Origin of the sequence: Inquilinus limosus, assembly GCF_002195995.1 — a bacterium.
In the GTDB taxonomy this organism is placed as follows: Bacteria; Pseudomonadota; Alphaproteobacteria; order DSM-16000; family Inquilinaceae; genus Inquilinus; species Inquilinus limosus_C.
Window position 1 is genome coordinate 1 of the sequence record NZ_NHON01000085.1, and the last position, 21,502, is coordinate 21,502.

16 protein-coding genes are annotated in these 21,502 nt (G+C 70.6%); 7 read left to right on the top strand and 9 right to left on the bottom strand.

Annotation, left to right across the window (positions count from 1 at the left end):
- Nucleotides 1-87: 87 nt before the first annotated feature.
- From BWR60_RS38765 to BWR60_RS28990, 3 genes are all read right to left on the bottom strand, one after another.
- Nucleotides 88-1,764, bottom strand: coding sequence for a calcium-binding protein (locus tag BWR60_RS38765; protein ID WP_088155574.1), 1,677 nt, complete (start codon nt 1,762-1,764; stop codon nt 88-90).
- A gap of 260 nt (nt 1,765-2,024) precedes the next feature.
- Nucleotides 2,025-2,906 carry a pyridoxal kinase PdxY gene (gene pdxY, locus BWR60_RS28985; protein ID WP_088155576.1) on the bottom strand — a complete coding sequence of 294 codons (882 nt, stop codon included), beginning with the start codon at nt 2,904-2,906 and terminating at the stop codon, nt 2,025-2,027.
- Nucleotides 2,907-3,147: 241 nt separating this feature from the next.
- A complete protein-coding gene (locus BWR60_RS28990) occupies nt 3,148-4,530 on the bottom strand; it encodes a PLP-dependent aminotransferase family protein (protein WP_179221995.1) in 1,383 nt (460 codons plus the stop codon).
- 873 nt (nt 4,531-5,403) lie between these two features.
- On the opposite strand from BWR60_RS28990, the gene BWR60_RS28995 reads away from it, so the two are divergent.
- Nucleotides 5,404-7,074, top strand: coding sequence for a S10 family serine carboxypeptidase-like protein (locus tag BWR60_RS28995; RefSeq protein ID WP_088155580.1), 1,671 nt, complete (start codon nt 5,404-5,406; stop codon nt 7,072-7,074).
- 14 nt (nt 7,075-7,088) lie between these two features.
- Nucleotides 7,089-7,472, top strand: a complete 384-nt coding sequence (locus tag BWR60_RS29000) for a hypothetical protein (protein WP_088155582.1) — start codon at nt 7,089-7,091, stop codon at nt 7,470-7,472.
- A gap of 101 nt (nt 7,473-7,573) precedes the next feature.
- Here BWR60_RS29000 and BWR60_RS29005 read toward each other — a convergent pair whose 3' ends face one another.
- The 4 genes from BWR60_RS29005 to BWR60_RS29020 all read right to left on the bottom strand — a co-directional run bounded on the left by BWR60_RS29005 (nt 7,574) and on the right by BWR60_RS29020 (nt 11,193).
- On the bottom strand, nt 7,574-8,623 hold the full coding sequence (locus tag BWR60_RS29005; protein WP_088155584.1) for a helix-turn-helix domain-containing protein: 1,050 nt from the start codon (nt 8,621-8,623) through the stop codon (nt 7,574-7,576).
- A gap of 356 nt (nt 8,624-8,979) precedes the next feature.
- Nucleotides 8,980-9,696: a hypothetical protein gene (locus BWR60_RS29010; RefSeq protein ID WP_088155585.1), complete on the bottom strand. Its 717-nt coding sequence runs from the start codon at nt 9,694-9,696 to the stop codon at nt 8,980-8,982.
- 174 nt (nt 9,697-9,870) lie between these two features.
- A complete protein-coding gene (locus tag BWR60_RS29015; RefSeq protein WP_088155587.1) occupies nt 9,871-10,458 on the bottom strand; it encodes a hypothetical protein in 588 nt (195 codons plus the stop codon).
- Nucleotides 10,459-10,599: 141 nt separating this feature from the next.
- Nucleotides 10,600-11,193 carry a hypothetical protein gene (locus BWR60_RS29020; RefSeq protein WP_144445800.1) on the bottom strand — a complete coding sequence of 198 codons (594 nt, stop codon included), beginning with the start codon at nt 11,191-11,193 and terminating at the stop codon, nt 10,600-10,602.
- Between the two features lie 708 nt (nt 11,194-11,901).
- Between BWR60_RS29020 and BWR60_RS29025 the strand changes: the two genes are divergently transcribed.
- The gene (locus BWR60_RS29025; protein WP_088155591.1) at nt 11,902-12,522 is read left to right on the top strand and encodes a hypothetical protein; all 621 of its coding nucleotides are present in this window, start codon (nt 11,902-11,904) and stop codon (nt 12,520-12,522) included.
- Nucleotides 12,523-14,724: 2,202 nt separating this feature from the next.
- On the opposite strand, the gene BWR60_RS29040 is transcribed toward BWR60_RS29025, so the two are convergent.
- Nucleotides 14,725-15,768 carry an MBL fold metallo-hydrolase gene (locus BWR60_RS29040; RefSeq protein ID WP_088155597.1) on the bottom strand — a complete coding sequence of 348 codons (1,044 nt, stop codon included), beginning with the start codon at nt 15,766-15,768 and terminating at the stop codon, nt 14,725-14,727.
- A 298-nt stretch (nt 15,769-16,066) separates the two neighbouring features.
- Here BWR60_RS29040 and BWR60_RS29045 point away from each other — a divergent pair, with 298 nt between their 5' ends.
- The 4 genes from BWR60_RS29045 (at nt 16,067) to dapA (ending at nt 20,684) form a co-directional block, all read left to right on the top strand.
- Complete coding sequence (locus BWR60_RS29045) at nt 16,067-16,432, top strand: cupin domain-containing protein (RefSeq protein ID WP_088155599.1); 366 nt, start codon at nt 16,067-16,069, stop codon at nt 16,430-16,432.
- A gap of 104 nt (nt 16,433-16,536) precedes the next feature.
- On the top strand, nt 16,537-17,931 hold the full coding sequence (locus BWR60_RS29050; protein ID WP_088155601.1) for a purine-cytosine permease family protein: 1,395 nt from the start codon (nt 16,537-16,539) through the stop codon (nt 17,929-17,931).
- A gap of 127 nt (nt 17,932-18,058) precedes the next feature.
- Complete coding sequence (locus BWR60_RS29055) at nt 18,059-19,573, top strand: aromatic amino acid lyase (RefSeq protein ID WP_088155602.1); 1,515 nt, start codon at nt 18,059-18,061, stop codon at nt 19,571-19,573.
- Nucleotides 19,574-19,784: 211 nt separating this feature from the next.
- The gene (gene dapA / locus BWR60_RS29060) at nt 19,785-20,684 is read left to right on the top strand and encodes a 4-hydroxy-tetrahydrodipicolinate synthase (RefSeq protein ID WP_088155604.1); all 900 of its coding nucleotides are present in this window, start codon (nt 19,785-19,787) and stop codon (nt 20,682-20,684) included.
- Here dapA and hutC read toward each other — a convergent pair.
- Nucleotides 20,659-21,408 (bottom strand): histidine utilization repressor, encoded by a 750-nt coding sequence (gene hutC / locus BWR60_RS29065; protein ID WP_088155606.1) that lies wholly within the window; start codon nt 21,406-21,408, stop codon nt 20,659-20,661. The genes dapA and hutC overlap by 26 nt on opposite strands.
- Nucleotides 21,409-21,502 lie beyond the last annotated feature (94 nt).

Consider the following 21,502-nt stretch of genomic DNA (forward strand, 5'->3'; position numbering starts at 1 on the left):
GGACATACCGTCAGTGTCCCCCCTCCCGCAAGGGGAGGGGGGACACTGACGGTATGTCCACCCCAGCGCCGGTCTTCGGCCCCCGGCTCAGAGCACGAAATCCGTTGCGACGAGCGCGATGGTGCCGGTCAGCTGGATGTGGAAGTCCGAGGCGCCGTCGCCGTTGACGTCGCCGGCGACGGTGGTGACCCCGGGCGCCGTGACGGCGAAGCGCAGCTGCCCGGCCACGCCGGTGTAGAGGCCGGTGCCGATGAAGGTGAAGGCCTGGTCGCCGGCCGCGCCGGTGTTGGCGTCCATGAGCGACAGGTCGATGCGGTCGCCCTGGGCATGGCTGAAATCGGTGATCCGGTCGGCATTGGCGCCGACGGTGCTGTCCGCGGTCGCGGCATAGACGAAGCGGTCCGCCCCGACACCACCGGTCAGCGTGTCCTTGCCGGCGCCGCCGCGGATCAGGTCGTTGCCGCCATAGCCGGCCAGCGCATTGGCCCCGGCGCCGCCGATCAGCGTATCGCCGCCGTTGCTGCCGTTGACGTTCTCGATCGAGACATAGGTGTCGCCCGCGGCGTTGCCGCCGCTGCCGGTGCCGGTGGCGAGATTCACCGTGACGCCGGTGGCCTCGCCCCAATAGCTGGTGAGGTCGGTGCCGGCGCCGCCGTTCAGCGTGTCCGCGCCGCCGCGGCCGCGAAGCACGTCATTGCCGTTCCAGCCCTGCAGCAGGTTGGCGCCGGCATCGCCGGAGAGGGTATCGCCGCCCTGGCTGCCGCTGATGTTCTCGATCCCGACCAGGGTGTCGCCCTCGGCCTCGCCGCCGCTGCCGGTGCCCGCGGCGAGATCGACGACGACGGCTTCCGGCCGGTTGAAGTAGCTGGCGGTGTCGATGCCACCGCCGCCGTCGAGCTGGTCGGCGCCGTTTTCGCCGTAGAGCACATCGTTGCCGTCGCCGCCGTTGAGGATGTCGTCGTCATCATGGCCCCGCAGAATATCGGCGCCGCCGAGGCCGCTGAGGATGTCGTCCCCGCCCCGGCCGTCGAGAAGATTGTTCCCGGCCGATCCGGTCAGGACATCGTTGACGAGGAAGGCGCCGTAGACATTCTCGATGCCGGAGAGCACGTCGCCCTCGGCATCGCCGCCGCTGGCGGTGCCGGTGCTGAGATTGATCGTCACGGCGAGGGAGCCGGCATAGTCGACGAGGTCGATCCCGGCGCCGCCGTCGATCTGGTCCGCCCCGCTGCCGCCGGTCAGGTGATCGTCGCCGGCCCCGCCGATCAGCGTGTCATTGCCGCCCAGCCCCTCGAGATCGTCATTCCCGTCATTGCCGGTGAGGACATTGGCGGCGACATTGTTGCCGATGATCGTGTCCCCGCCCGCGCCGCCGATGACGTTCTCGACATCGACGAAGCTGTCGCCGGTGGAGTCGTTGTTGCCGCCGGAGCCGACGCCGGAGAGGAGGCTGACGACCACCGCGGCGATGGCGTCGGCATAGGTGACGGTGTCGATGCCGGCGCCGCCTTCGAACCGGTCGCCGCCGGCGCCGCCATGAAGCACGTCATTGCCGTCGCCGCCGACCAGCTTGTCGTCGCCGACGCCACCATCGATCAGATCGATGCCGCCGCCGCCATAGATGATGTCGTTTCCGGCGAGGCCGCCCAGAGTGTCACCGAAGGCCGTCGCCAGCGGGATATCGGTGTAGCCGGGCGGGAGGACTACCCCGTCGCCGGCCAGATGGATCAGGTCGTTTCCCGCGGTTCCGTTGACGACGGCCATTGTCGAACTCCAGAGTATGGACGGGCGCGGCATCCGCACCGTCGGCCATTCTGCAGGAGATCGGCGGGGGCGCATCTCCCAGATGGGAGGGCGCAGGCTGTCGCCGGGGACGATGATCGCTGGTCGCGAACGGAGCAGCTCTGCGCTGCCTCTCCCGCCCCGTCATTGCGAGCGCAGCGAAGCAATCCAGGGCGGCTCGAACCGGCCCCTGGATTGCTTCGTCGGCTTCGCCTCCTCGCAATGACGGCGAGGGCTGCCCCCTACCCCTCCACCCGCTTCACCTCGAACCGCTCGGGCGGGGTGGCGATGGCGTCCTGGGCGGCGACCAACTGGATCTCGCGCTTGCCGGAGCGGTGGGTCTCCTCCATCACCGCATAGACCGTGCCGGCGGTGCGGCCGAGGGCCACGCCCGGGTCGCCGCTGCGCAGGTAATGCGCCAGGAACAGCGCCGCGGTGATGTCGCCCGAGCCGTTGACGGCGATCGGCAGCCGCGGCGTCGCCACGATCCACGCCCCCTCCGGCGCCACCGCCAGCATCTCGATCACGCCGTCCGGCGCGTCGCGGCGGATCAGGCTGGTGACCAGCACGATCCGCGGCCCGGTCGCCTGCACCTTGCGGGCCGCGGCCAGCGCGTCGCCCAGCGTGGCGATGGCGCGGTCGTCCCCCACCCCGGCGCCGAGCCCCGCCAGGAACTCCAGCTCGAACTGGTTCGGGGTGATGATGTCGGCCTTCGGTACCGCGTGGTCGCGCATGAACTCCGGCAGGCCGGGGCGGACGAAGAAGCCGCGGTCGACATCGCCCAGCACCGGGTCGCAGCAATAGATCGCCTTCGGGTTGGCCGCCTTCACCTTGGCCACGGCGTCGAGCACCACGGCGCCGAGCGACACGTCGCCCATATAGCCGGACAGCACGGCGTCGCAGCCCGGCAGCACGCCGCGCTCCTCCACCCCGCGCAGCACCTCGGCGATCTGGTCGGCCGGCAGCACCGGGCCGCGGAAGCTGCCATAGCCGGTGTGGTTGGAGAAATGCACGGTCAGGACGGGCCAGACATCGATGCCGAGGCGCTGCAGCGGGAACACCGCGGCGCTGTTGCCGACATGGCCGTAGGCGACGGAGGACTGGATCGACAGGATGGCGGTCACGGGTCGGCTTTCTGGTTGACGTGGGTCGTTGAGGGCGGACAAGGGCGGCTCGGCCTGATCTTCACTACGACAATCTGCTCCGCGGCGGCGTCCCCCCTCACCCTCCCGTCGCTTCGCGCCGGGCCCCTCCCTCTCCCCGAGGAGAGGGAGAGCAAGCGCCGGCTCTATACACCTCTCCTTGGGGAGAGGTCGAAATCGCGGAGCGATTTCGGGTGAGGGGGTGGCTCAGGCCTCTCCAGTTTCAAGCGGCGGCCAGGCTCAGGTCAGGATCGCTCCTGAGCAGGTCGACCAGCAGCCGCAGGCCGCGCTCCAGCTCCTCGGCATCAGCGGCGGCGGTCAGGGTGATGCGCATGGCGTGCGGCGTCTCGGACCGGCCGGGCACGAACAGCTCGGTCGAAGTCATGGCCAGGCCCCGCTGCCGCGCCGCCGCCACCACGTCCTGCGCCCGCCACGGCTCCGGCAGCTCCAGCCAGATGTGGAAGCAGCCGGGCTTGCTAGCCCAAGTCAGCCCCTCCAGCGCCCGCGCCGCCACGGCGTGGCGGGTCTTGGTCTCGCGCCGGATGCGGTCGGCCAGCACGTCGCAGGTGCCGTCCTCGATCCAGTCGGCGACGATCTGCCCCATCACCGGCGGCGCCATCCAGTTGGTGGCGCGGGCGGCGGAGCTGAAGCGCCCCAGCCGGTCGGACGGCATGGCGGCGAAGCCGATGCGCAGCGACGGCGCCATCGCCTTCGACGCGGCGGTGATGTAGATGCTGCGCTCCGGCGCGTAGCTGGACAGGGCCGGCGGCGGGTCCTCGGCGATGGTGCCGTAGATGTCGTCCTCGACGATGGTGATGCCGAGGTCGCGGCAGATCTCGGCGATCGCCTTGCGGCGCTCGACCGACATGGTCTTGGTGGTCGGGTTGTGCAGCGTCGGGGTGGTGTAGAGCAGCCGGGCGCCCGAGGCACGAGCCGTCGCCTCCAGCGCCTCCGGCGTCATCCCCTCCTCGTCCATCGCCACCGGCCGCAGCGACAGGCGCAGCAGGCTGGACAGGGCGCGGACGCCGGACCAGGTCAGCTCCTCCACCAGGATCGGGTCGCCGGGGTCGCTGAACGCCATCAGCGACGCGGTGATGGCGTGCTCGGCGCCGCTGGTGACCAGCACGCGCTCGGGCCCGACCTCGATGCCGCGGCGGCGGATCCATTGCGCCCCGGCGGCACGATGCTCCCACCGCCCGGTATGGGCCTGGTAGTTGATCAGCTCGCCCAGCATGTTCGACCCGGCGATGCGGCGCATGGCGTCGGCATATTCCGGGGCGATGACATGGGTCGGCGGCCGGTTGACGCCGAGTTCGATGGTCTGCGGCCCGCCGACGGCTGGCATGTCGAGCGTGGCCTGGGACCGGGCGCCGGCCTTGACGAAGCTGCCGCGCCCGACCTCGCCGGCGACCAGCCCGCGGCGCTCGGCCTCGGCATAGGCGCGGCTGACGGTGCCGACGGTGACGCCGAGGCGCCAGGCCAGGTCGCGATGGGTCGGCAGCCGCTCCCCGACCTTGAGCCGGCCGGCATAGACGTCCTCGGCGATGGCGTCGGCGATGCGGAGATATTTCGGCCCCGCGCGGTCGACCAGCGACGGCATCCACATGGCGGCCTCCTGTCCTGCCCCGATTGTCTCGATCCACATCACAGCATGATCGGGACAATCGAGACAAGAACGGGCGGAATGCAGCGAAGGCAGGGCAGGATTGTCGGGGTGCGGCAGCCGCGGCGAGTCGAGCCGGCCGGTTCGGGCGACGACATCACGCGCCGGCCCGGATCGTCCCCCGCGGACCGCCCGGCCGGCCGCTCCCCTCCCCGACCGCGGCCGATGGCGGGATGGGACTCGGAGTCGCCCGTGACGGGTGGCCTTCCGGCCACGCTTCGGTCCGCTCCGGTTGCAGACACAAAAATTTTTGCAATCGCCGAAAAATCCGGTCCGGTCCGAAATAAATGAGAATTCGATCGAACACCCCGGCCAGGAAACTCCATCGCCGGCCGATTTTGCTCTAATTTTAGAAAGAACAGACGAAGACTTTATGATTTCAGCAACACGGCACTAGCACCGGACCCTTGCAGAGTCGAATGACGTTTCCGCCTGTCTTCCATGACTCCATGAATTTCCCTTTTGGCCTTTGCGGAACGGATCGCTTGGCTAGGCTGCGAAGTCTTACAAGACGTTCATCCAAAACATCGATCAACAGGGTTGGCTTTCCGTCGCGATCGGGGGGGGACGCGCGCACCCTTCTGTCGTGCTCGACCAGACTCCGGCCGAGGCCCCGCGCGGGGCACGCTCGCGCAGCCATGCCCTGCCCGAGGATCCGGGGGCCGTCCGCCTCCGGGCCGAAGCCCGCATCGCAGCATCGCCGCCGCGCCGATCCATTTCCGCACCGGCATTCCGCAGAACCAGATCGGCGCCCCGACGGATCGCCCCGAGGACGGGCCCATCAACGTCGAAGTCGACATAGAGGAGGAGCGAGACATGTCCTTACGCATTGTCGCGGCTTCATTCGCTCTCTGCCTGGCGGCCAGCGCCCCGGGCCTGGCGGCGCCGCCGGGCGCGGCCGCCGACACCGCCGGCGCGGCGCAGGCATCCCTGGCGCAGGCGGCGCCCCGGGCCGAGCCGGACCGGGTGGTGAACGACCCCACCATCTACAACACCGGGCCGACCGGGCAGGTCAACCTGGCCCAGGTGAACGAGACCACCTCGCTCAAGCACCACAGCATGGCGATCGACGGCAAGCTGGTGCGGTTCACCGCCGGCGCCGGCCACCTGGTGGTCAACGGCGCCGACGGCAAGCCGGAGGCGGCATTCTTCTACACCGCCTACACCATGGACGGGGCGGCGAAGAACACCCGGCCGGTGACCTTCCTGTGGAATGGCGGCCCGGGCTCGGCCTCGATCTGGCTGCATATGGGGTCCTGGGCGCCGAAGCGGCTGAAGTCGGACGCGCCCAACATCATCAACCCGGCGCAGCAGCCCGACAGCTTCCCGCTGGTCGACAACGAAATCACGCTGCTGAAGCAGTCGGACCTGGTGTTCGTCGACCCGCCGGGCACCGGCTATTCCGCCGCCATCGCCCCGCACACCAACCGCGACTGGTGGGGCGTGGATGCCGACGGCGTGGTGGTGGCCGACTTCATCACCCGCTACATCAACCAGTACAATCGCCAGAGCTCGCCGAAATACCTGTACGGCGAATCCTATGGCGGCATCCGCACGCCGATCGTGGCCAAGCTCTTGGAGCGGCAGGGCACCAGCCTCTACGCGCCGGACCCGACCGGCAAGCCGCCGGTGGTGCTGACCGGCGTGATCCTGAACTCGCCGATCCTCGACTACGCCTCGAACTGCGAGATGGAGGAGGCCGTCTCCTGCGGCGGCTACCTGCCGAGCTACGCGATGATGGCGAACTTCTTCCACAAATCGCCGGCCCGCGGGTCGCAGACGATCGAGCAGTATCTCGCCGGGCTGCGCCAGTTCACCTCGGTGCGCTACGCGCCGGTGGAGGCGATGACGCCGGGGGCGCGCAAGAAGTTCCTCGACACCCAGAAGGGCTGGGCCCTGCTGAACGACCTGGTGGCCCGGGCGGCGCTGGACACGCTGACCTGGTACAAATCCTTCAAGCAGCTGCCGGGCGACTACCGCAACGAGCTGATGCCGGGCTACGAGCTCGGCCGCTATGACGGCCGGATGAAGGTGCCGGCCGGCAATTCCTACGCGCCGGACGACTACATCAACCTGGCCTTCCTGAACCAGTTCAAGCAGCTGATGCCGTACTACGTGAACTATCGCAGCGCCTCGACCTACGAGCCGCTGGGCAACGCGATCTTCTACTGGAACTGGAACCACAACGGCACGACCGACCCGAACAGCCTGGGCGACATCCAGATCGCCCTGACCTACGATCCGGGGCTGAAATGGCTGGTCATGCACGGCTATGAGGACAACGCCACGCCGGGCTACCAGACCGAGCTCGACCTGATCGGCGTCGACCTCTACGACCGCGTCCCGGTCAAGTGGTTCGAGGGCGGCCACATGACCTACAACACCGAGGCCTCGCGCCCGGCGCTGGAGGCGGTGATCAGCGATTTCTACGCGGCGCCGCCCTTCGGCTCCGACGCCGCCGAGATCGCGCAGCAGGCCGCCAACTAGCCAAGGAGGGGATCATGAGGATCAAGCATTGGGTGGCCCCGCTGGCCCTGGTGGCGGCGGGGATGGCGCTGGCCCAGCCGTCCTGGGGCTATGACGACGTGCGCAAGCCGGTGAAGCCGGCCGGGACGCTGGCGCTGCGGACGGCGCCGGCGCCGCGGCCGAGCCCGGCGACGATGGCGCAGGGCATGCAGGACGAGCTGGCGGCGCAGTTCCAGCGCGCCTCCGGCGCGCGCTCGTCGCTGACGGCGCAGCAGGCGAAGAAGGCCGGCTGGGGCTTCGTGGCCGACCATTTCGGCCAGATCGACAGCTCCGGCAAGGGCTATGTCACCCTGGCCGAGATCAGCAGCTTCATGGCGGCCCGGTCGCCGCAGAAGCTGATGCAGGGGGCGCCGCAATAGGACGGTGCTCGGGCGGCCCGGCCGGGTGAGCCGGGCCGTTCACCGCGGGAGGAACCGCTCCGCCGCGGCAGCCGGCGGGGCGTCCCGCGGCGACGGCGCCCTCACTCCCCGACGGGCGGCAGCCGCGGGCGGAAGGGGCCGATGGTCCAGGGCGGCGTCGCCGGTTCCTCGCGCCGCACCTCGCGTGGCGCCACGCCGCACCGCGCCCGGAAGCGGCGGTTGAAGGTGGACAGATCGCGGAAGCCCCAGGTGAAGGCCACCTCGGTGATGGAGAGGTGCCGCCACGCCGGATCCGCCAGCATCTTCCGGCACTCCTCGATCCGGCGCCGGCCGATCCAGCCGGCCACCCCGATGCCGGTCTCCTCGAACAGCATCTCCAGCTTGCGGCGCGAGCAGCACAGCCATTCGGCCACCTCGCCGACGCTGAGCCGCGGGTCCTGCAGCCGGCTCTCGATGAAGGCGCACGCCTCCGGCAGCGATGCCTGGCGGGAGCCGTTGCGGCCGGATCTGTGCGCGACCGAGGCCGGGCTGAAGGCCAGCGCGACAAGGCGGCAGATGGACTCCTGGATCCGGTGCTGCATCGGCCGCGCCAGGCCGCCGCATTCGCGCCAGGTCGTCTGCAGCAGGCTCAGAAGCAAGGCGCCGGCCCCGTGCCGGCTGTGGATCCCCATCCCGGCCGACAGGTCCGGCGCGATCAGCAGGGGGGCGAGCACATGGCGCGGCAGCCGCCACAGCTGCACATGCGGGGAGCCCAGGCCGACCTCCTCGAAGGGCAGCGCGGCATCCGTCAGGGTCATCTCGCCGAACCGCCGGTGAACCATCCGGCCGGCATGGCTGACACGCCCGACGCCATAGATCTGCAGGATGAGGTTGTAGCCGTCCCACCCGTCCCCGGCGGGATCGCACCCGGCACCGGCCAGGCGGGCCGCGCTCTGCTGGCACTCGCCCGCCCATCCGTCGGCGAAGCCGCGGATGACGAGGCGGCCGCGCACCGCCTCCCCGTCGAGCGGCTCCAGGGCCGTCAGATCGGGATAGAGGCGGCGGAGCGCCCCCCGCCAGTATTCCTCCCGCTCCGGTTCCGGCACTGAATCCGTCGTCCAGACGTCGTCCGCCTTGCCGGCGGAGACCTGCAGTGACCGCTTCTCGAGCATCGGCTGCCTAACCCTGTGGCCACATTCGCCGGCTGGGCCGGGCGAATGCGGATGGTTGACGGGGTCTGAACGCCACCATCCCGGACCTCGGGTTCGACCGAATGCTCTCCGGCTTCGGGTCGCCAGCCGCCCTGTGGCTGGCTGGACCACAGAGACTATACCATCTCGTCCCGAAGGAAAGAGTCGATCAAGTCGATAGAATTATGTTCTTGCCCATAGGAATACTGGCAAAATCACAACCATGACCGGCTCGCCTCGTTCTTCGAGACGCCGGAAACGCCAGAGTCTTCACGAATACTTCGAGCCACGGCCCGGCAGAGCACCCGCCGGCGTCGATCATCGCCCCGCCGGAGCCGTCAGAACCGGCTGAAGCCTCCGGCCAGCCGTTCGGCGTCGCCCGGCACCACCCGGGTGCTGTTGCCGATGACCTTCCCCTCCTGGGTGAAGGATATCGTCTCGCCTGTCCTGTAGACGACACCGCAGGCCGTGGCCGCATTCTCGGAATAGCAGAGCTTGCCGTTCGCCACAGACCAGCGCCCCACGAAGGAGCGGCGCTGGTCCCTGTAATAGTACTGGCCGTCCGGCCGATAGTACTCGACCCACGGATCGCCCGCGCGCAGGGTCCCGGTGTTGATGGCGTAGCGGGCATAGACCGTCTGGTTCGACAGCAGCGAGACGATGTCGGGGCCGGACAGCGGCATCCCCGCGGTGGACACCGGGGTCGCCATGACGGGAGCCGGGGACCGCGGAACGGAGACCGGCGGCGCCGGCGTGAACACCGGGTTGCCCGCCGCGGCGGCCGGGATCCCGGGCGTGACCAGCACGACCTGGGTCCCGGGGCCGATCGCGGGTCCCGGCGTGATGACCGGGGTGCCTGCGGGGACGACCACGGTGGACCCTCCGGTCTCGACCGCCACGGTCCCCTGCCGCGGCGGGGGCTGGCCGCAGGCCGACAGCACCAGGACGGCCGCGGCGGATGCGATGAAGCCGCTTCTGACGGCTCCGGCGGCGAGGGCGCCGGCGACCACCAGGGCGGGAGACGGTTCGTCACTGGCCGGGATCACCATGGTCATCGCTCCTCATTCGGAGGACGGCGGCCCGAGGGACCGTCCCGCACGGCTCCAGCATCCGAAAACGCGCATCCTTCAACAGGCGCCATCGAATGCCCGTTCCCCTCCACCGTCCGATTTTTCGGCTTCGCGGTGCAGCCGCGGGGCCCGGGCCCGCCGCGACAATGGCTCCCGGGGTCAATTGCGGAACGCGCTGCCGACGCTCCTCGACATCCCGCCGCTGAACGCGCTGCCGATCCCGCCTCGCGAGGTCGAGCTGGCGCCCGATGCCGTGATCCCGGACGCCACGGCGGAGGTGCCGTCCGGCCCCGCGGTGCCGCCGCCGACGGTGATGCCGGAATGCGATGCCGCCGCATCGGCATCGCCGATGACCGAGGCGCCGCCCATGCTGGTCGACATGCTGATGCCCGCGGCGCCGGTCACGCTCATCGGGCCGGCGGTGTTGTTGACGTTCAGCCCGCCGCTGACGCCGAAGCTGGAATTGACGCCCAGCGAGCTGGCGAAGCCGCCCGGCGTCCCGGTGGCCGTCGCCAGGCCGTTCGACGCGGCGCCGCTGAACCCGGCCGCGTTGTCGGTCGAGGCGGTGCTCACGCCGACGCCGGTGCCGAAGCCCGCGGCGGTGCCGGAGGCGCCGTCGGTGCTCACCGACCCGGCTGCGCCCAGGCTGGTGCCGCGGCTGATCGTGCCCGAGAGATCGAAGGCCATCGCCGGACCGCCGGCGAGGCAGAGGGCGACGGCCGATGTCAGGAAGATGGTTCTGTTCATGACCCTTGTCCCCGATGGTGGAAGACGTGCAGCGCCCCGCCGGGCAGGCCCGGGCACGCCGGACCTGCCCGGCGGGGGCGGGAGGCGGGCCGGCGCGGCCCATGGCGCGCCGGCCCTTGCGAAAGCAGTCGGTCGCCGGGATCAGCGGTGCGACGCCGTGCCCTCTGCGGTCGACTCACCATGGCCGGTGGCCGCCGCCTCACCACCATTGGACGACGCCTGGGCCCGCCCATCGGCGATCGAGCTGGCGGATGCGGACGTGCTGCCGTCCGAATTCACGCTGCCCGAACCCAGCCCAAGGCCGGATCCCTCGCCCAGGGCGGAGCCGACGCCCTTGGTCGCCGCGGTGCCGTTGCCGAAGGCGGAGCCCGAGCCCATCGCCTCGCTCGACTGCAGCGAGCCGCTCGTGTTGTTCTGGTTGCTGCCGAAGCCCAGCCCGTCGGCGATGCCGTGGCTCACGGTGCTGGCGGTGCCGCCGAGGGCGCTGTCCGCCTGGGCGGCGCCGTTGGCGAAGGCCCCGCCCGCGCCGGTCGCGGTGTTGGTGCCCGCGGTGCCGATGCCCGCACCGGTGCCGACGCCCGCCCCCTGGGGCAGGCCCAGCGCGTTGGACACCGTGGAAACCGCCCCGCTGCCGTTGCTGGTGGAGCCGGCATTGCTGAGATCGAAAGCAAAGGCGGAGCCGCCGCTGACGATCACGATCGACGAGGCCAGAAGCGCCATACGAAGCGTCTTCAATGTCCACTCTCCTGTTGCTGCCTACACTCACCCATCAAGGACGCATGCCTTGCTGAGGTGAGCGGGATCATGGCAGCGGCTGTCAACCGGCTCTGCGCAGATCACGAAATGAATGACGCGATCTGCGCAAATCTTCGATGAATTACCAAAAATTCATCATCCGTCCTGCAATCGACTCTTGCCGGACTCGGTACATCAGGCTCTCTTTAAAACAGACAATCCATAATCAATCCATAGATTATACACACTATAATCTGCGACACGGCGTTACAGAACTTTTCTACACTCAGGATCCGATGATATTATATTGGTATCATCCGAGCGGGATGGCAAAATTTCGGCCGCGATACGATCCCTCGACGGCCGCCGCCGCCCCGGTCTCGGGCGCCGAAGGGTCCAGCGGAGACACCGCCCCATGGCGGCGGCTGCGCCCGGATGCGCAGCACGGCCCGGATCCGGAAAACCGCGAATTCGCCGCGACGGACCGGAACGGGCGCCCGGCCCCGCTCGTTGGTAGAGGAACGTTTGGAAAAAAGCGCTGGCGCGAGCCGGCTGGTGGTGGATCCGGGAACCGGTGCGCAGCGGATATCAGGTCCGCTGGCATCGGAGCTTCGAGTCCGGCATCAGCCGGCTCGCGCCAGTTTGCGTTTCCAGGCGATCCCTCAGCGGGTTTCCGTTCGCGGGCGTCCCTATCCAGGAGAAGTCAGCATGCTGCGGATTCTTGTCATCGCCTCGGTCCTCGCGATTCCGGCCGGGCCGTGCCTGGCCCAGTCGACATCGAGCGCCACCGGCAACGCCACGTCCAATGCCGTCAACAATGCGGGGGCCACGGCCGGCGCCATCTCGGCCGGCGGCACCGTGAGCATCGTCAACGGCGCGCCCGGCGACAGCTCGCTGCGATACAGGGGGTCCTATACCGTCCACAACACGCCGGACATCGTCGCGCCCGGCCTGACGGCGGGGCTGAACACCTGCGCCGGCTCCTACGCCGCCGGCGTGGCCGTCGCGGGATTCGGCCTGACCGGAGGCGGCACCACCGTCGACGAGGGCTGCGAGCGCCGGAACATGGCCGCCCTGCTGGGCCAGATGGGCGAAGGCGATGCGGCGCGCGAGGTGCTGTGCGACGACGATGTGGTGCGGTCGGCCTTCGCCCGGGTCGGCCGCCCCTGCATCGTCGACCGTCCGAAGGTGCAGGCGGTGTCCGCACAGCCGGCTACCGGGCTGCCGGCCGCCGCACAGCCGGCCGTCGCGGCCCTGCCGCCCGCGCCGCCGCGCATCGTCACCATGCAGCCGATCGTCAGCCGGGGCGATCCGGGCTATCAGCGATAGCCGCGGGAGGACTCCGGGTCGGGACCCGCCGGAACATCGCGGGGTTCCTCGTGACGCGCTGGACAGCGGCCGCGAATCCGTACGCTCCATGAAGAAGGCGCGCTCCGTCCCACCCCGCGTCAGGTGACGGCCAGCGAGCGCAGGAGAGCTATTGAGCTCGGCATCGGAACAGAAAGGTCCTGCCGCCCGCGCATCGGACACGGCCACTAGACCCAACAGCACCGCAGCCACTGCGGCGCCGGCGGATACGGCACTTCGGTTGCGACCGAACACGACGGCTGCACGTATGAGATGCTTGAGAAGAACAGGCGTGGCGATCTCGCGCTCACTTCGATGGCCCGGAAGGCGACGTCCCGCACGAGGTGACGCGCCGGCATCGACAGGCGCCATGGTACGTCTGCCAGCGGCGCGACGGAGGCTCGGCGTCGATGCAGGCTGACGGCGACGCGCCGGGACCTCGCCCCCGATGTCGTCGTCGGCATGAAGACGCTCCCTCGAGGAGGCCCGTCTTGCTGCCCCCCCCGGCGATGCACGGCCCTCTCGGAGAGCCGCAGATCACCTGAGTTTCCGATGCTGGGCTGGACTTAATTCACGACTTCGTTCATGATATGTTCTATGCAGAAGGCACACTCCGTCCCGACCCCGCAGCCCGCCGTCCCGGCCCTCGACCCGGCCGAGGCGGAGTGCGCCGGGCGCATGCTCGACCGGCTGGCCGAGATGGCGATGGAGCGCGCCGAGGCCATGCATGCCGCCTCCCTGGCCGCGATCAGGGCCGGCGACACCGCTGCGACCAGGGATCTCGAGCTCTCGCTCGACCGCATCGCCCGCGGCGTCCGCCGCCTGCTGGCGCTCAAGCTGCACCTCGCCCAGAAGCGCCAGGAGATGGCGGAGAAGGCTGCCGCCCGGGCCCGCGACCAGGCCGCGGAGAAGGAGAAGCGCCGCCATCGGGTGGCCCGCGCCGTCGCCTGCTCGGTCGCCGCCAACCGCGACCTCGACGCCGAGACCTGCGAGGCGCAGATCGCCGCGATGTGGAAGCGGCTGGTCGACGACCCGGAGATCGACGCCGACCTGGACTTCGCCGGCCACTCGCTGGAGGCGATCGTCTTCCAGCTCTGCCGCGACATGCGCATCCGCCCAGNGCCGGGCCGCGGAGAAGGAGAAGCGCCGCCATCGGGTGGCCCGCGCCGTCGCCTGCTCGGTCGCCGCCAACCGCGACCTCGACGCCGAGACCTGCGAGGCGCAGATCGCCGCGATGTGGAAGCGGCTGGTCGACGACCCGGAGATCGACGCCGACCTGGACTTCGCCGGCCACTCGCTGGAGGCGATCGTCTTCCAGCTCTGCCGCGACATGCGCATCCGCCCAGACCCCTCCTGGCTGAACCCGGACTATTCCGGCGCCGACTGGTTCGGCCGGCTCCGGAAGGCGGAGGGCGACAAGCCCGCCGCGCCCTGGTGGCCGGAGGACGGGCCGGATGCCGGCCGCTACTGGCATCTCGACGAGAGCGACAAGATCCCGGACCCGGGCTGGTACGACATCGAGACCGGCGAACGACTCGACCGCGCCCCCTGGCTGCTGAAACCGGGCGGCGGNCCGCGCCCTGGTGGCCGGAGGACGGGCCGGATGCCGGCCGCTACTGGCATCTCGACGAGAGCGACAAGATCCCGGACCCGGGCTGGTACGACATCGAGACCGGCGAACGACTCGACCGCGCCCCCTGGCTGCTGAAACCGGGCGGCGGGTGACCGCCGGCGGCCGGCCCTCACCGCGAAGCCCGATGGTTTTGCCTCTCCCGCGTGCGGGAGAGGTCGGAGGCGCTTGCGCCTCTGGGTGAGGGGGGCGTCGAGGCCTGAGCCAGCCCTCACCCGGTCCCGCTGCGCGGGCCCGACCTCTCCCGCCAGGCGGGAGAGGCAACGCGAAAAGACGATCGGGATTGCCGAGGGTGGCCAGCTCTCGCCCCCTCACCCGACATCGCCATGCGATGTCGGCCTCCCCGGCCAGGCGGGCCCCTTTCAGAATAGCCGGCATCGTCATTGCGAGCGCAGCGAAGCAATCCATGCGGCAGCCCGTGCCGGCCCATGGATTGCTTCGTCGGCTTCGCCTCGTCGCAATGACGGCGAGGGCCGGCGTTCTGAAAAGGTCTCGCTTGCGGGAGAGGCAGCGCGAGAAGACGATCGCGATTGTTGCGGATGGAGTGCCCGCGGTCACACCCGCTGGTATCGCCACACGCCGTCCGCCCCGGTCTCCCGCTCCAGCTCTCCCGCCGCGACCAGGCGGTTCAGATGGGCCGTGGCCTCGCCCACCGCGAACATCATCTGCTGCCGGTCCAGCGCGCGGTGGAACATCGCCGCCATCAGATCGGCCACCGTCGCCGGCCTGCGGCAGACCTCGCGGGTCAGGTCCAGGCGTTCGGCGTGATGCGCCGCCAGCCAGTCGATCCGCTCGACCAGGCCGAAGAAGGGCAGGCCGTGCGAGGGCAGCACCAGCGTCTCCGCCGGCAAGTGCCGCAGCACCGAGAGGCTGCGCAGGAAATCCGCCAGCGGGTCGGCCTCCGGCTCCGACGGCCAGACCGACACGTTCGGGCTGATCTTCGGCAGCACCTGGTCGGCCGAGATCAGGATGCCCCGTTCGGCATCGTACAGGCACGCCATCTCGCTGGAATGGCCCTCGCCCACCATCACCCGCCACGGCCGGCCGCCGATCGCGAGGGTGTCGCCGTCACGGATACGGCGGGCGGCGACCGGGATCGGCGAGACGCCGCGGCGATAGACATTGCCGCGCGCCTCCACCGTCTCCGCCGCCTCGGGCGGCAGGCCGGAGGCGCGGTAGAAGGCAGCATGCGCGGCCGCCACCTCGGGCCGGTCGTCCGACCAGGTGGCGCGGGCGACGGCGTATTCCGACAGCGTCATCGTCAGCGGCGCCCGGAAGCGCTCGCACAGCCAGCCGGCCAGGCCGATATGGTCCGGATGCATGTGGGTGATCAGCACCCGGCGGATCGGCCGGTCCTTGAGCGGCCCGGGCAGGAGGGTCTCCCAGATCTCGCGCGACGCGGCGTTGCCGATGCCGGCGTCGACCAGGGTCCAGCCGGGGGCGCCTGTGAGGTCGGGGTCGTCGATCAGCCACAGGTTGACGTGGTTCAGCGCCATCGGCAGCGGGAAGCGCAGCCACAAGAGGCCGGGCGCCACCTCGACCGGCACGCCGGGCTCGGGCGCCGTGGGGTGGGGGTATGTGAGGATCGGTGCGTCCATGGCCGGCATCCTCGCGATGTCCGGCGGCGCCGCCAAGCGATTGTTGCGCGGGGATGAAATGTTGCTGCCGACGGAGAGGCCGAAGCCGCCCCCTCACCCGAAACCGCTACGCGGTTTCGACCTCTCCCCGGGGGAGAGGTGAAGGGGCCCCGGTCTTCATTTCCCTCTCCTCAGGGAGAGGGAGGGGCCCGTCGCGTCGGCGACGGGAGGGTGAGGGGGAATCGCGCCGCGCACGCCGGTACAAGATTCGCGGCGCCGGACGGGCCACATCTGCGGTCCCATCCGAGAGGAGATCCCGATGCCCTACGCCCCGATCAACCTGGCCGAGAAATTCGCGCTGTTCACCGACCGGTGGCAGCCGCGCGTGGTGGCCGAGATGAACGAGCTGCAGTTCAAGATCGTCCGGCTGGAGGGCGACTTCCTGTGGCACCACCATCCGGAGACGGACGAGGCCTTCCTGGTGCTGGAGGGCACGCTGCGCCTCGACTTCCGCGACGGCGCCGTGCGGCTCGGCCCCGGCGAGATGTTCGTGGTGCCACGGGGCGTCGAGCACAAGCCCTGCGCCGAAGGCGAGGTCAGGCTGATGCTGATCGAGCCGCGCGGCATCCTCAACACCGGCCACGAGGGCGGCGAGCGGACGGCGGCCAACGATGTCTGGATCTAGACCCCCTGCGGCTGCGCTCCAGGTCAGCCGGCGCCGCGTTTGACATTGCCGGGACGCTGCCGTCTCGTTTCCCGGCCCCAAGACCGGGGCGGGAGAGCCATGCAATGACACAAGATCGCGGCGCCAATGCTGCCAGCAATCCGATCGTCGAACGCCGGGCGATCGACCATATCCCTGCCAGCGAGCGCCACGGCCGCCCGTTCAGCCAGTTCACCCTGTGGATCGCCGCCAACCTGCAGATCACGGCGGTGATCACCGGCGCGCTCGCCGTGGTGCTGGGCGGCGACGTGGTGTGGTCGCTGGTCGGCCTCCTGATCGGCCAGGCGCTGGGCGGGGCGGTGATGGCGCTGCACGGCGCCCAGGGGCCGCGCCTCGGCCTGCCGCAGATGATCTCCAGCCGGGTGCAGTTCGGCGTCTGGGGCGCCGCCATCCCGATCGTGCTGGTGTGCCTGATGTATATCGGCTTCTCCGCCACCGGCACCGTGCTGTCCGGCCAGGCGCTGTCGCAGCTGCTGGGGGTGGGCGACGCCGCCGGCATCGTCATCTTCGCCGCCGTGGTGGTGGTGTTCGCGGTGCTGGGCTATCGCGTCATCCACGCCGTCGGCCGGGTGGCCAGCATCGTCGGCATCATCGCCTTCGCCTATATGTTCGGGCGGCTGCTGGTCGACCAGGACATCGGCGCGCTGCTGGGCAACCAGCATTTCGCGCTGTCGAAGTTCCTGCTGGCGATGTCGCTGTCGGCCTCCTGGCAGATCGCCTACGGCCCCTATGTCGCCGACTATTCCCGCTATCTGCCCGAGGACACGCCGCCGCGCCGGGTGTTCTGGATGGTGTGGCTGGGCTCGGTGATCGGCAGCCAGGTGGCGATGACCTTCGGCGTCTTCGCCGCGGCCCTGGCCGGCGACCGCTTCGGCCACGGCCAGCAGGTGGCCTTCATCGTCGGGCTGGGCGCCACCGGCACCATCGCCGCCCTGCTGTATCTCTCCATCGCCTTCGGCAAGATCACCATCACCACGCTGAACGCCTATGGCAGCGTGATGTCGCTGGCCACCATCGTCAGCGGCTTCCGCGGCAATGCCCGGCTGTCGCAGGCCGGGCGGCTGTTCTACGTGCTGCTGATGATCGGGCTGACGCTGTGGCTGGCCCTGGCCGAGCGCGACAGCTTCCTGAAGCAGTTCTCGGCCTTCCTGCTGTTCCTGCTGACCTTCTTCACGCCGTGGAGCGCGATCAACCTGGTCGACTACTACTTCATCAACAGGGAGCAGTACGACATCCGGGCGATCGCCGACCCCGACGGGCGCTACGGCCGCTGGAACTTGGCCGGCATCGCCTGCTACGTCATCGGCGTCGTGGTGCAGATCCCGTTCATCGACACGCCTTTCTACACGGGCGGGCTGGTGGCGTCGCTCGACGGGGTCGACATCTCCTGGATCGTCGGCCTGGCGGTCCCGGCGGTGCTGTACTTCCTCACCGCCAAGCGCCAGCCGGCCCGGGGCTGATCATGGCCGCCGGGCTCCGCTCCGCTGCTCCGCTGTCGCTGGCGGAACAGCGGGCGGCGTTCGGCTGGCGGCGCGGCGGACCGGGCGGCCCTAAGTCTCGCGGCGTGATGTTGCGAGCCTCCGAACCATGAGCCACATGCCAGCGGCCGACACGGCCCTCCTGACCCTCGACGGCGACAGCCTCGGCATCGCCGCCCTGGCGCGCTTCGCCGCCGGCGCCACCCGCCTCGCCTTGTCCGACGCCGCCTGGGACCGGATCGCCGAGGCGCGCGGCATCGTCGATGGCATCGTCGAGGCCGGGGTGCCGGCCTATGGCATCACCACCGGCTTCGGCTCGCAGAAGGACTTCGCCGTCGACCCGCGCCGCGACGCCGCCTTCAACCTCGCCGTCCTGACCGGCCACGCCACCCGCGCCCCCGGCCCGCGCGCCCCGGCCGCGGTGATCCGCGCCGCGCTGGCGGTGCAGCTGAACGGCTGGGCCCGCGGCTGGTCCGGCGTGCGCCCGGCCCTGTGCGCGGCGCAGCTGGCCCGGGCCAATGCCGGCGTCGCGCCCGATGTCCGCTATGGCAGCTCGATCGGCGCCTCCGACATCGTCGGCCTGTCGCAGCTGGCCCTGCCGCTGGTCGGCCGCGCCGCCGACGGGCCGGGCGCCGACAGCTTCGCCTCCGCCGCGCCGCCGCTCGACGCGTTGGCGGCGAAGGAGGCGATGTCGCTGCTCAACAGCAACGCCCTCACCCTCGCCGCCGGCGCCCTGGCCCTGGCCGAGGCGAAGCGGCTGCTCGACGCGCTCGACCTCGCCGCCGCGCTGTCCCTCGAAGGCTTCCGCGGCAATCCCGGCGCCTGGTCGGAGACGGTGGAGCGCGCCCATCCCCAGGCCGGCCATGCCGCCGCGGGCCAAGCCCTGCGCCGGCTGCTGGCGGACAGCGTGCTATGGCAGCCCGGCGCCCCGCGCCTGCTGCAGGACCCGCTGAGCTTCCGCTGCGCGCCGCAGATCCACGGCGCCGCCCGCACCGCCCTGGCCTGGGCGTGGGAGGCGTGGGAGGCGGCGCTGAACGCCGTCGCCGACAATCCGCTGATCGACCGCGCCACCGGCGCCGCCGTCTCTCACGGCAGCATGGAGACGACACTGCTGGCGGTGGTGCTCGACGCGCTGCGCCTCGCCCTCGGCAAGGCCGTCGAGGCGTCGGGCGAGCGGGTGCACAAGCTGCAATGGCCGTCCTTCAGCGGCCTGCCCGCCGGGCTGGCGGCCGAGGCCGGGGCGGCCGGCGGGGTGCAGTTCCTCAATCTCGGCCACATCGCTGCCGCGAAGGTCGCCGCCGCCCGCATCGCCGCCCAGCCGGTGTCGCTGCAGTATCGCGGCCAGGTCTGCGACGGGGTCGAGGATGTCGGCGGCATGGCCCCCTTCGCGGTCGAGGAGACCGAGCGCCAGCTCGACGCCGCCTGGACCGCGCTGGCGGTGGAGGCCGCGGTCGCGGCGTGGGCGATCGACCGCCGCACCCTGCCGGTCGACGGGCTGGGCCGGGGCCTGCGCGATCCCTGGCAGTCGATCCGTCCCCTCCTCCCGATCGGCCGCGAGGGCGAGGCGCCGTTCGACCTCGGCCCGGTCGAGGCCTGGCTCAGGACCTGGGAGATGCCGGCTTGACAGCCGCCCCGGCGGCGGGCGAGGGTCCGGGCATGACCTCCGGCCGCACCCTCTTCGCGAAAGCCAAAAAAGCCCCGCCCGCGGGGACCGGAGATCGCTGCCCGCGGTAACCCGCCGCGCGCTTGAGGATCCACCAGACCCCGCCGGTTCGGACGGGGTCTTGTCGTCTCTGCGCCCTCCCCGTCTCCGGCCCCACTTGAGGAGACGAACCATGCCCCTTCCCGCCCCGACCGGCCTCTGGCTGCCGCTGATCACTCCGTTCCGCGACGGCGCGCTCGACGAGGCCTCGCTGCGCCGGATGCTCCGGCACTACGCCGCCGGCCCGGTCGACGGCCTGATCCTCGCCGCCACCACCGGCGAGGGCATGACGCTGGATGCCGACGAGACCGAGCGCCTGGTCGCGATCGCGGCCGAGGAATGGACCCGGCCGCTGGTTCTCGGCCTGTCCGGCAGCGACACGCGCAAGCTGGTCAAGGAGCTCGACCGCACCGTCGCCTGGCCGGTGCAGGGCTATCTGATCGCCTGCCCCTACTATGTCCGCCCGTCGCAGGAGGGGCTGGTGCGCCACTTCTCGGCCCTGGCCGACGCCACCGACCGGCCGATCCTGATCTACAACATCCCCTACCGGACCGGCGTCAACCTGGGCAATGAGGCGATGCTGCGCCTGGCGGAGCGGCCCAATATCGTCGGGGTCAAGGATTGCTGCGCCGATGCCCGCCAGTCCTTCGAGCTGCTGCGCGACCGGCCGGCCGGCTTCTCGGTGCTGACCGGCGAGGACGCGCTGCTCTACACCGCCCTGACCCAGGGCGCCGATGGCGGCATCCTGGCCTCGGCCCATGTCGAGACCGCAGCCTTCGCCGCGATCCGCGACCGGCTGCTGGCCGGCGACCAGCCGGGCGCCCTCGCCGCCTGGCGCGACCTGTCGGAGCTGCCGAGGCTGCTGTTCGCCGAGCCGAGCCCGGCGCCGATCAAGCACTGGCTTTGGCGCACCGGCCTGATCGACAGCCCGGAGGTCCGGCTGCCGATGACCGGGGTCAGCGACGCCCTCGCCACCTGCCTCGACCGCGAGATCGAGCGGCGCGTGCTCAGCCCGGTGCCGGCCGGCTGGTGAACCGCCCGCCGATGCGGTAGCGCGAGCCAGGGAACAGCAAGCGGGCCACGCTGACCAGCCGGCCCGCCGCCCAGGTGCGGCGATGGATCAGCAGGCAGGGCTCATGCCGGCCAATCCGCAGATGCTCGCGCTCCCACGGCTCGGCGAGCACCGCCTCGACCACATGCTCGCCGTCGGGCATCGGCGCCGCCTGCATCAGGTAGTCATGCGGCGTGATCCGGGTGAAATCCTGCGCCAGGTAATGCGGCGCCGAATCGAGCCGCACCAGCCGGTCCTCCAGCAGGATCGGCACGCCGTCCTCGTGGTGGATCAGCACAGAATGGGCGAGAACGGTGCCTTCCGCCACCTCCAGCCGCGCCGCCGTCTCGGCCGTCGCCGATTCGGAACGCAGCAGCACCACCGTGGCGCTGTGGGCATGGCCGCGGGCGCGCACATCGTCGGCGATGCTGCGGATCTCCATCAGCGGCGCCTCGGGCTTGGCCCCGGCGACGAAGGTGCCGACGCCCTGCACCCGCACCAGCACCCCGGCCTCGGTCAGCTCGCGCAGCGCCCGGTGGATCGTCATCCGGCTGATGCCGAGCGACTTCACCAGCTCGTTCTCCGACGGCACCCGGCCATTCGCCGGCCACTCCCCGGTCTCGACGAAGCGCAGGATCATCGCCTTCACGCGGCGATACAGCGGCAGCGGTTCGCCGACCAGCAGTGTCAGAGGCTGAGGATCCATCACGATTCCGCCGACGTCCTTTCCGGCCCTTGTGAGCCTGTCGCAAGTTGTATATACAACCCTATACCAATTCGACACCAGCACCAATTCAGAG

Excerpts from the sequence above, each read along its gene's own strand:
- BWR60_RS29040 (WP_088155597.1), bottom strand. The coding sequence starts at position 15,768 with ATGGACGCACCGATCCTCACATACCCCCACCCCACGGCGCCCGAGCCC.
- BWR60_RS29000 (WP_088155582.1), top strand. The coding sequence starts at position 7,089 with ATGAGGATCAAGCATTGGGTGGCCCCGCTGGCCCTGGTGGCGGCGGGG.
- BWR60_RS28995 (WP_088155580.1), top strand. The coding sequence starts at position 5,404 with ATGTCCTTACGCATTGTCGCGGCTTCATTCGCTCTCTGCCTGGCGGCC.
- hutC (WP_088155606.1), bottom strand. The coding sequence starts at position 21,408 with ATGGATCCTCAGCCTCTGACACTGCTGGTCGGCGAACCGCTGCCGCTG.
- BWR60_RS29055 (WP_088155602.1), top strand. The coding sequence starts at position 18,059 with ATGAGCCACATGCCAGCGGCCGACACGGCCCTCCTGACCCTCGACGGC.
- BWR60_RS29015 (WP_088155587.1), bottom strand. The coding sequence starts at position 10,458 with ATGAACAGAACCATCTTCCTGACATCGGCCGTCGCCCTCTGCCTCGCC.
- BWR60_RS28990 (WP_179221995.1), bottom strand. The coding sequence starts at position 4,530 with ATGTGGATGCCGTCGCTGGTCGACCGCGCGGGGCCGAAATATCTCCGC.
- dapA (WP_088155604.1), top strand. The coding sequence starts at position 19,785 with ATGCCCCTTCCCGCCCCGACCGGCCTCTGGCTGCCGCTGATCACTCCG.
- BWR60_RS38765 (WP_088155574.1), bottom strand. The coding sequence starts at position 1,764 with ATGGCCGTCGTCAACGGAACCGCGGGAAACGACCTGATCCATCTGGCC.
- BWR60_RS29010 (WP_088155585.1), bottom strand. The coding sequence starts at position 9,696 with ATGACCATGGTGATCCCGGCCAGTGACGAACCGTCTCCCGCCCTGGTG.
- BWR60_RS29045 (WP_088155599.1), top strand. The coding sequence starts at position 16,067 with ATGCCCTACGCCCCGATCAACCTGGCCGAGAAATTCGCGCTGTTCACC.
- BWR60_RS29025 (WP_088155591.1), top strand. The coding sequence starts at position 11,902 with ATGCTGCGGATTCTTGTCATCGCCTCGGTCCTCGCGATTCCGGCCGGG.
- BWR60_RS29005 (WP_088155584.1), bottom strand. The coding sequence starts at position 8,623 with ATGCTCGAGAAGCGGTCACTGCAGGTCTCCGCCGGCAAGGCGGACGAC.
- BWR60_RS29050 (WP_088155601.1), top strand. The coding sequence starts at position 16,537 with ATGACACAAGATCGCGGCGCCAATGCTGCCAGCAATCCGATCGTCGAA.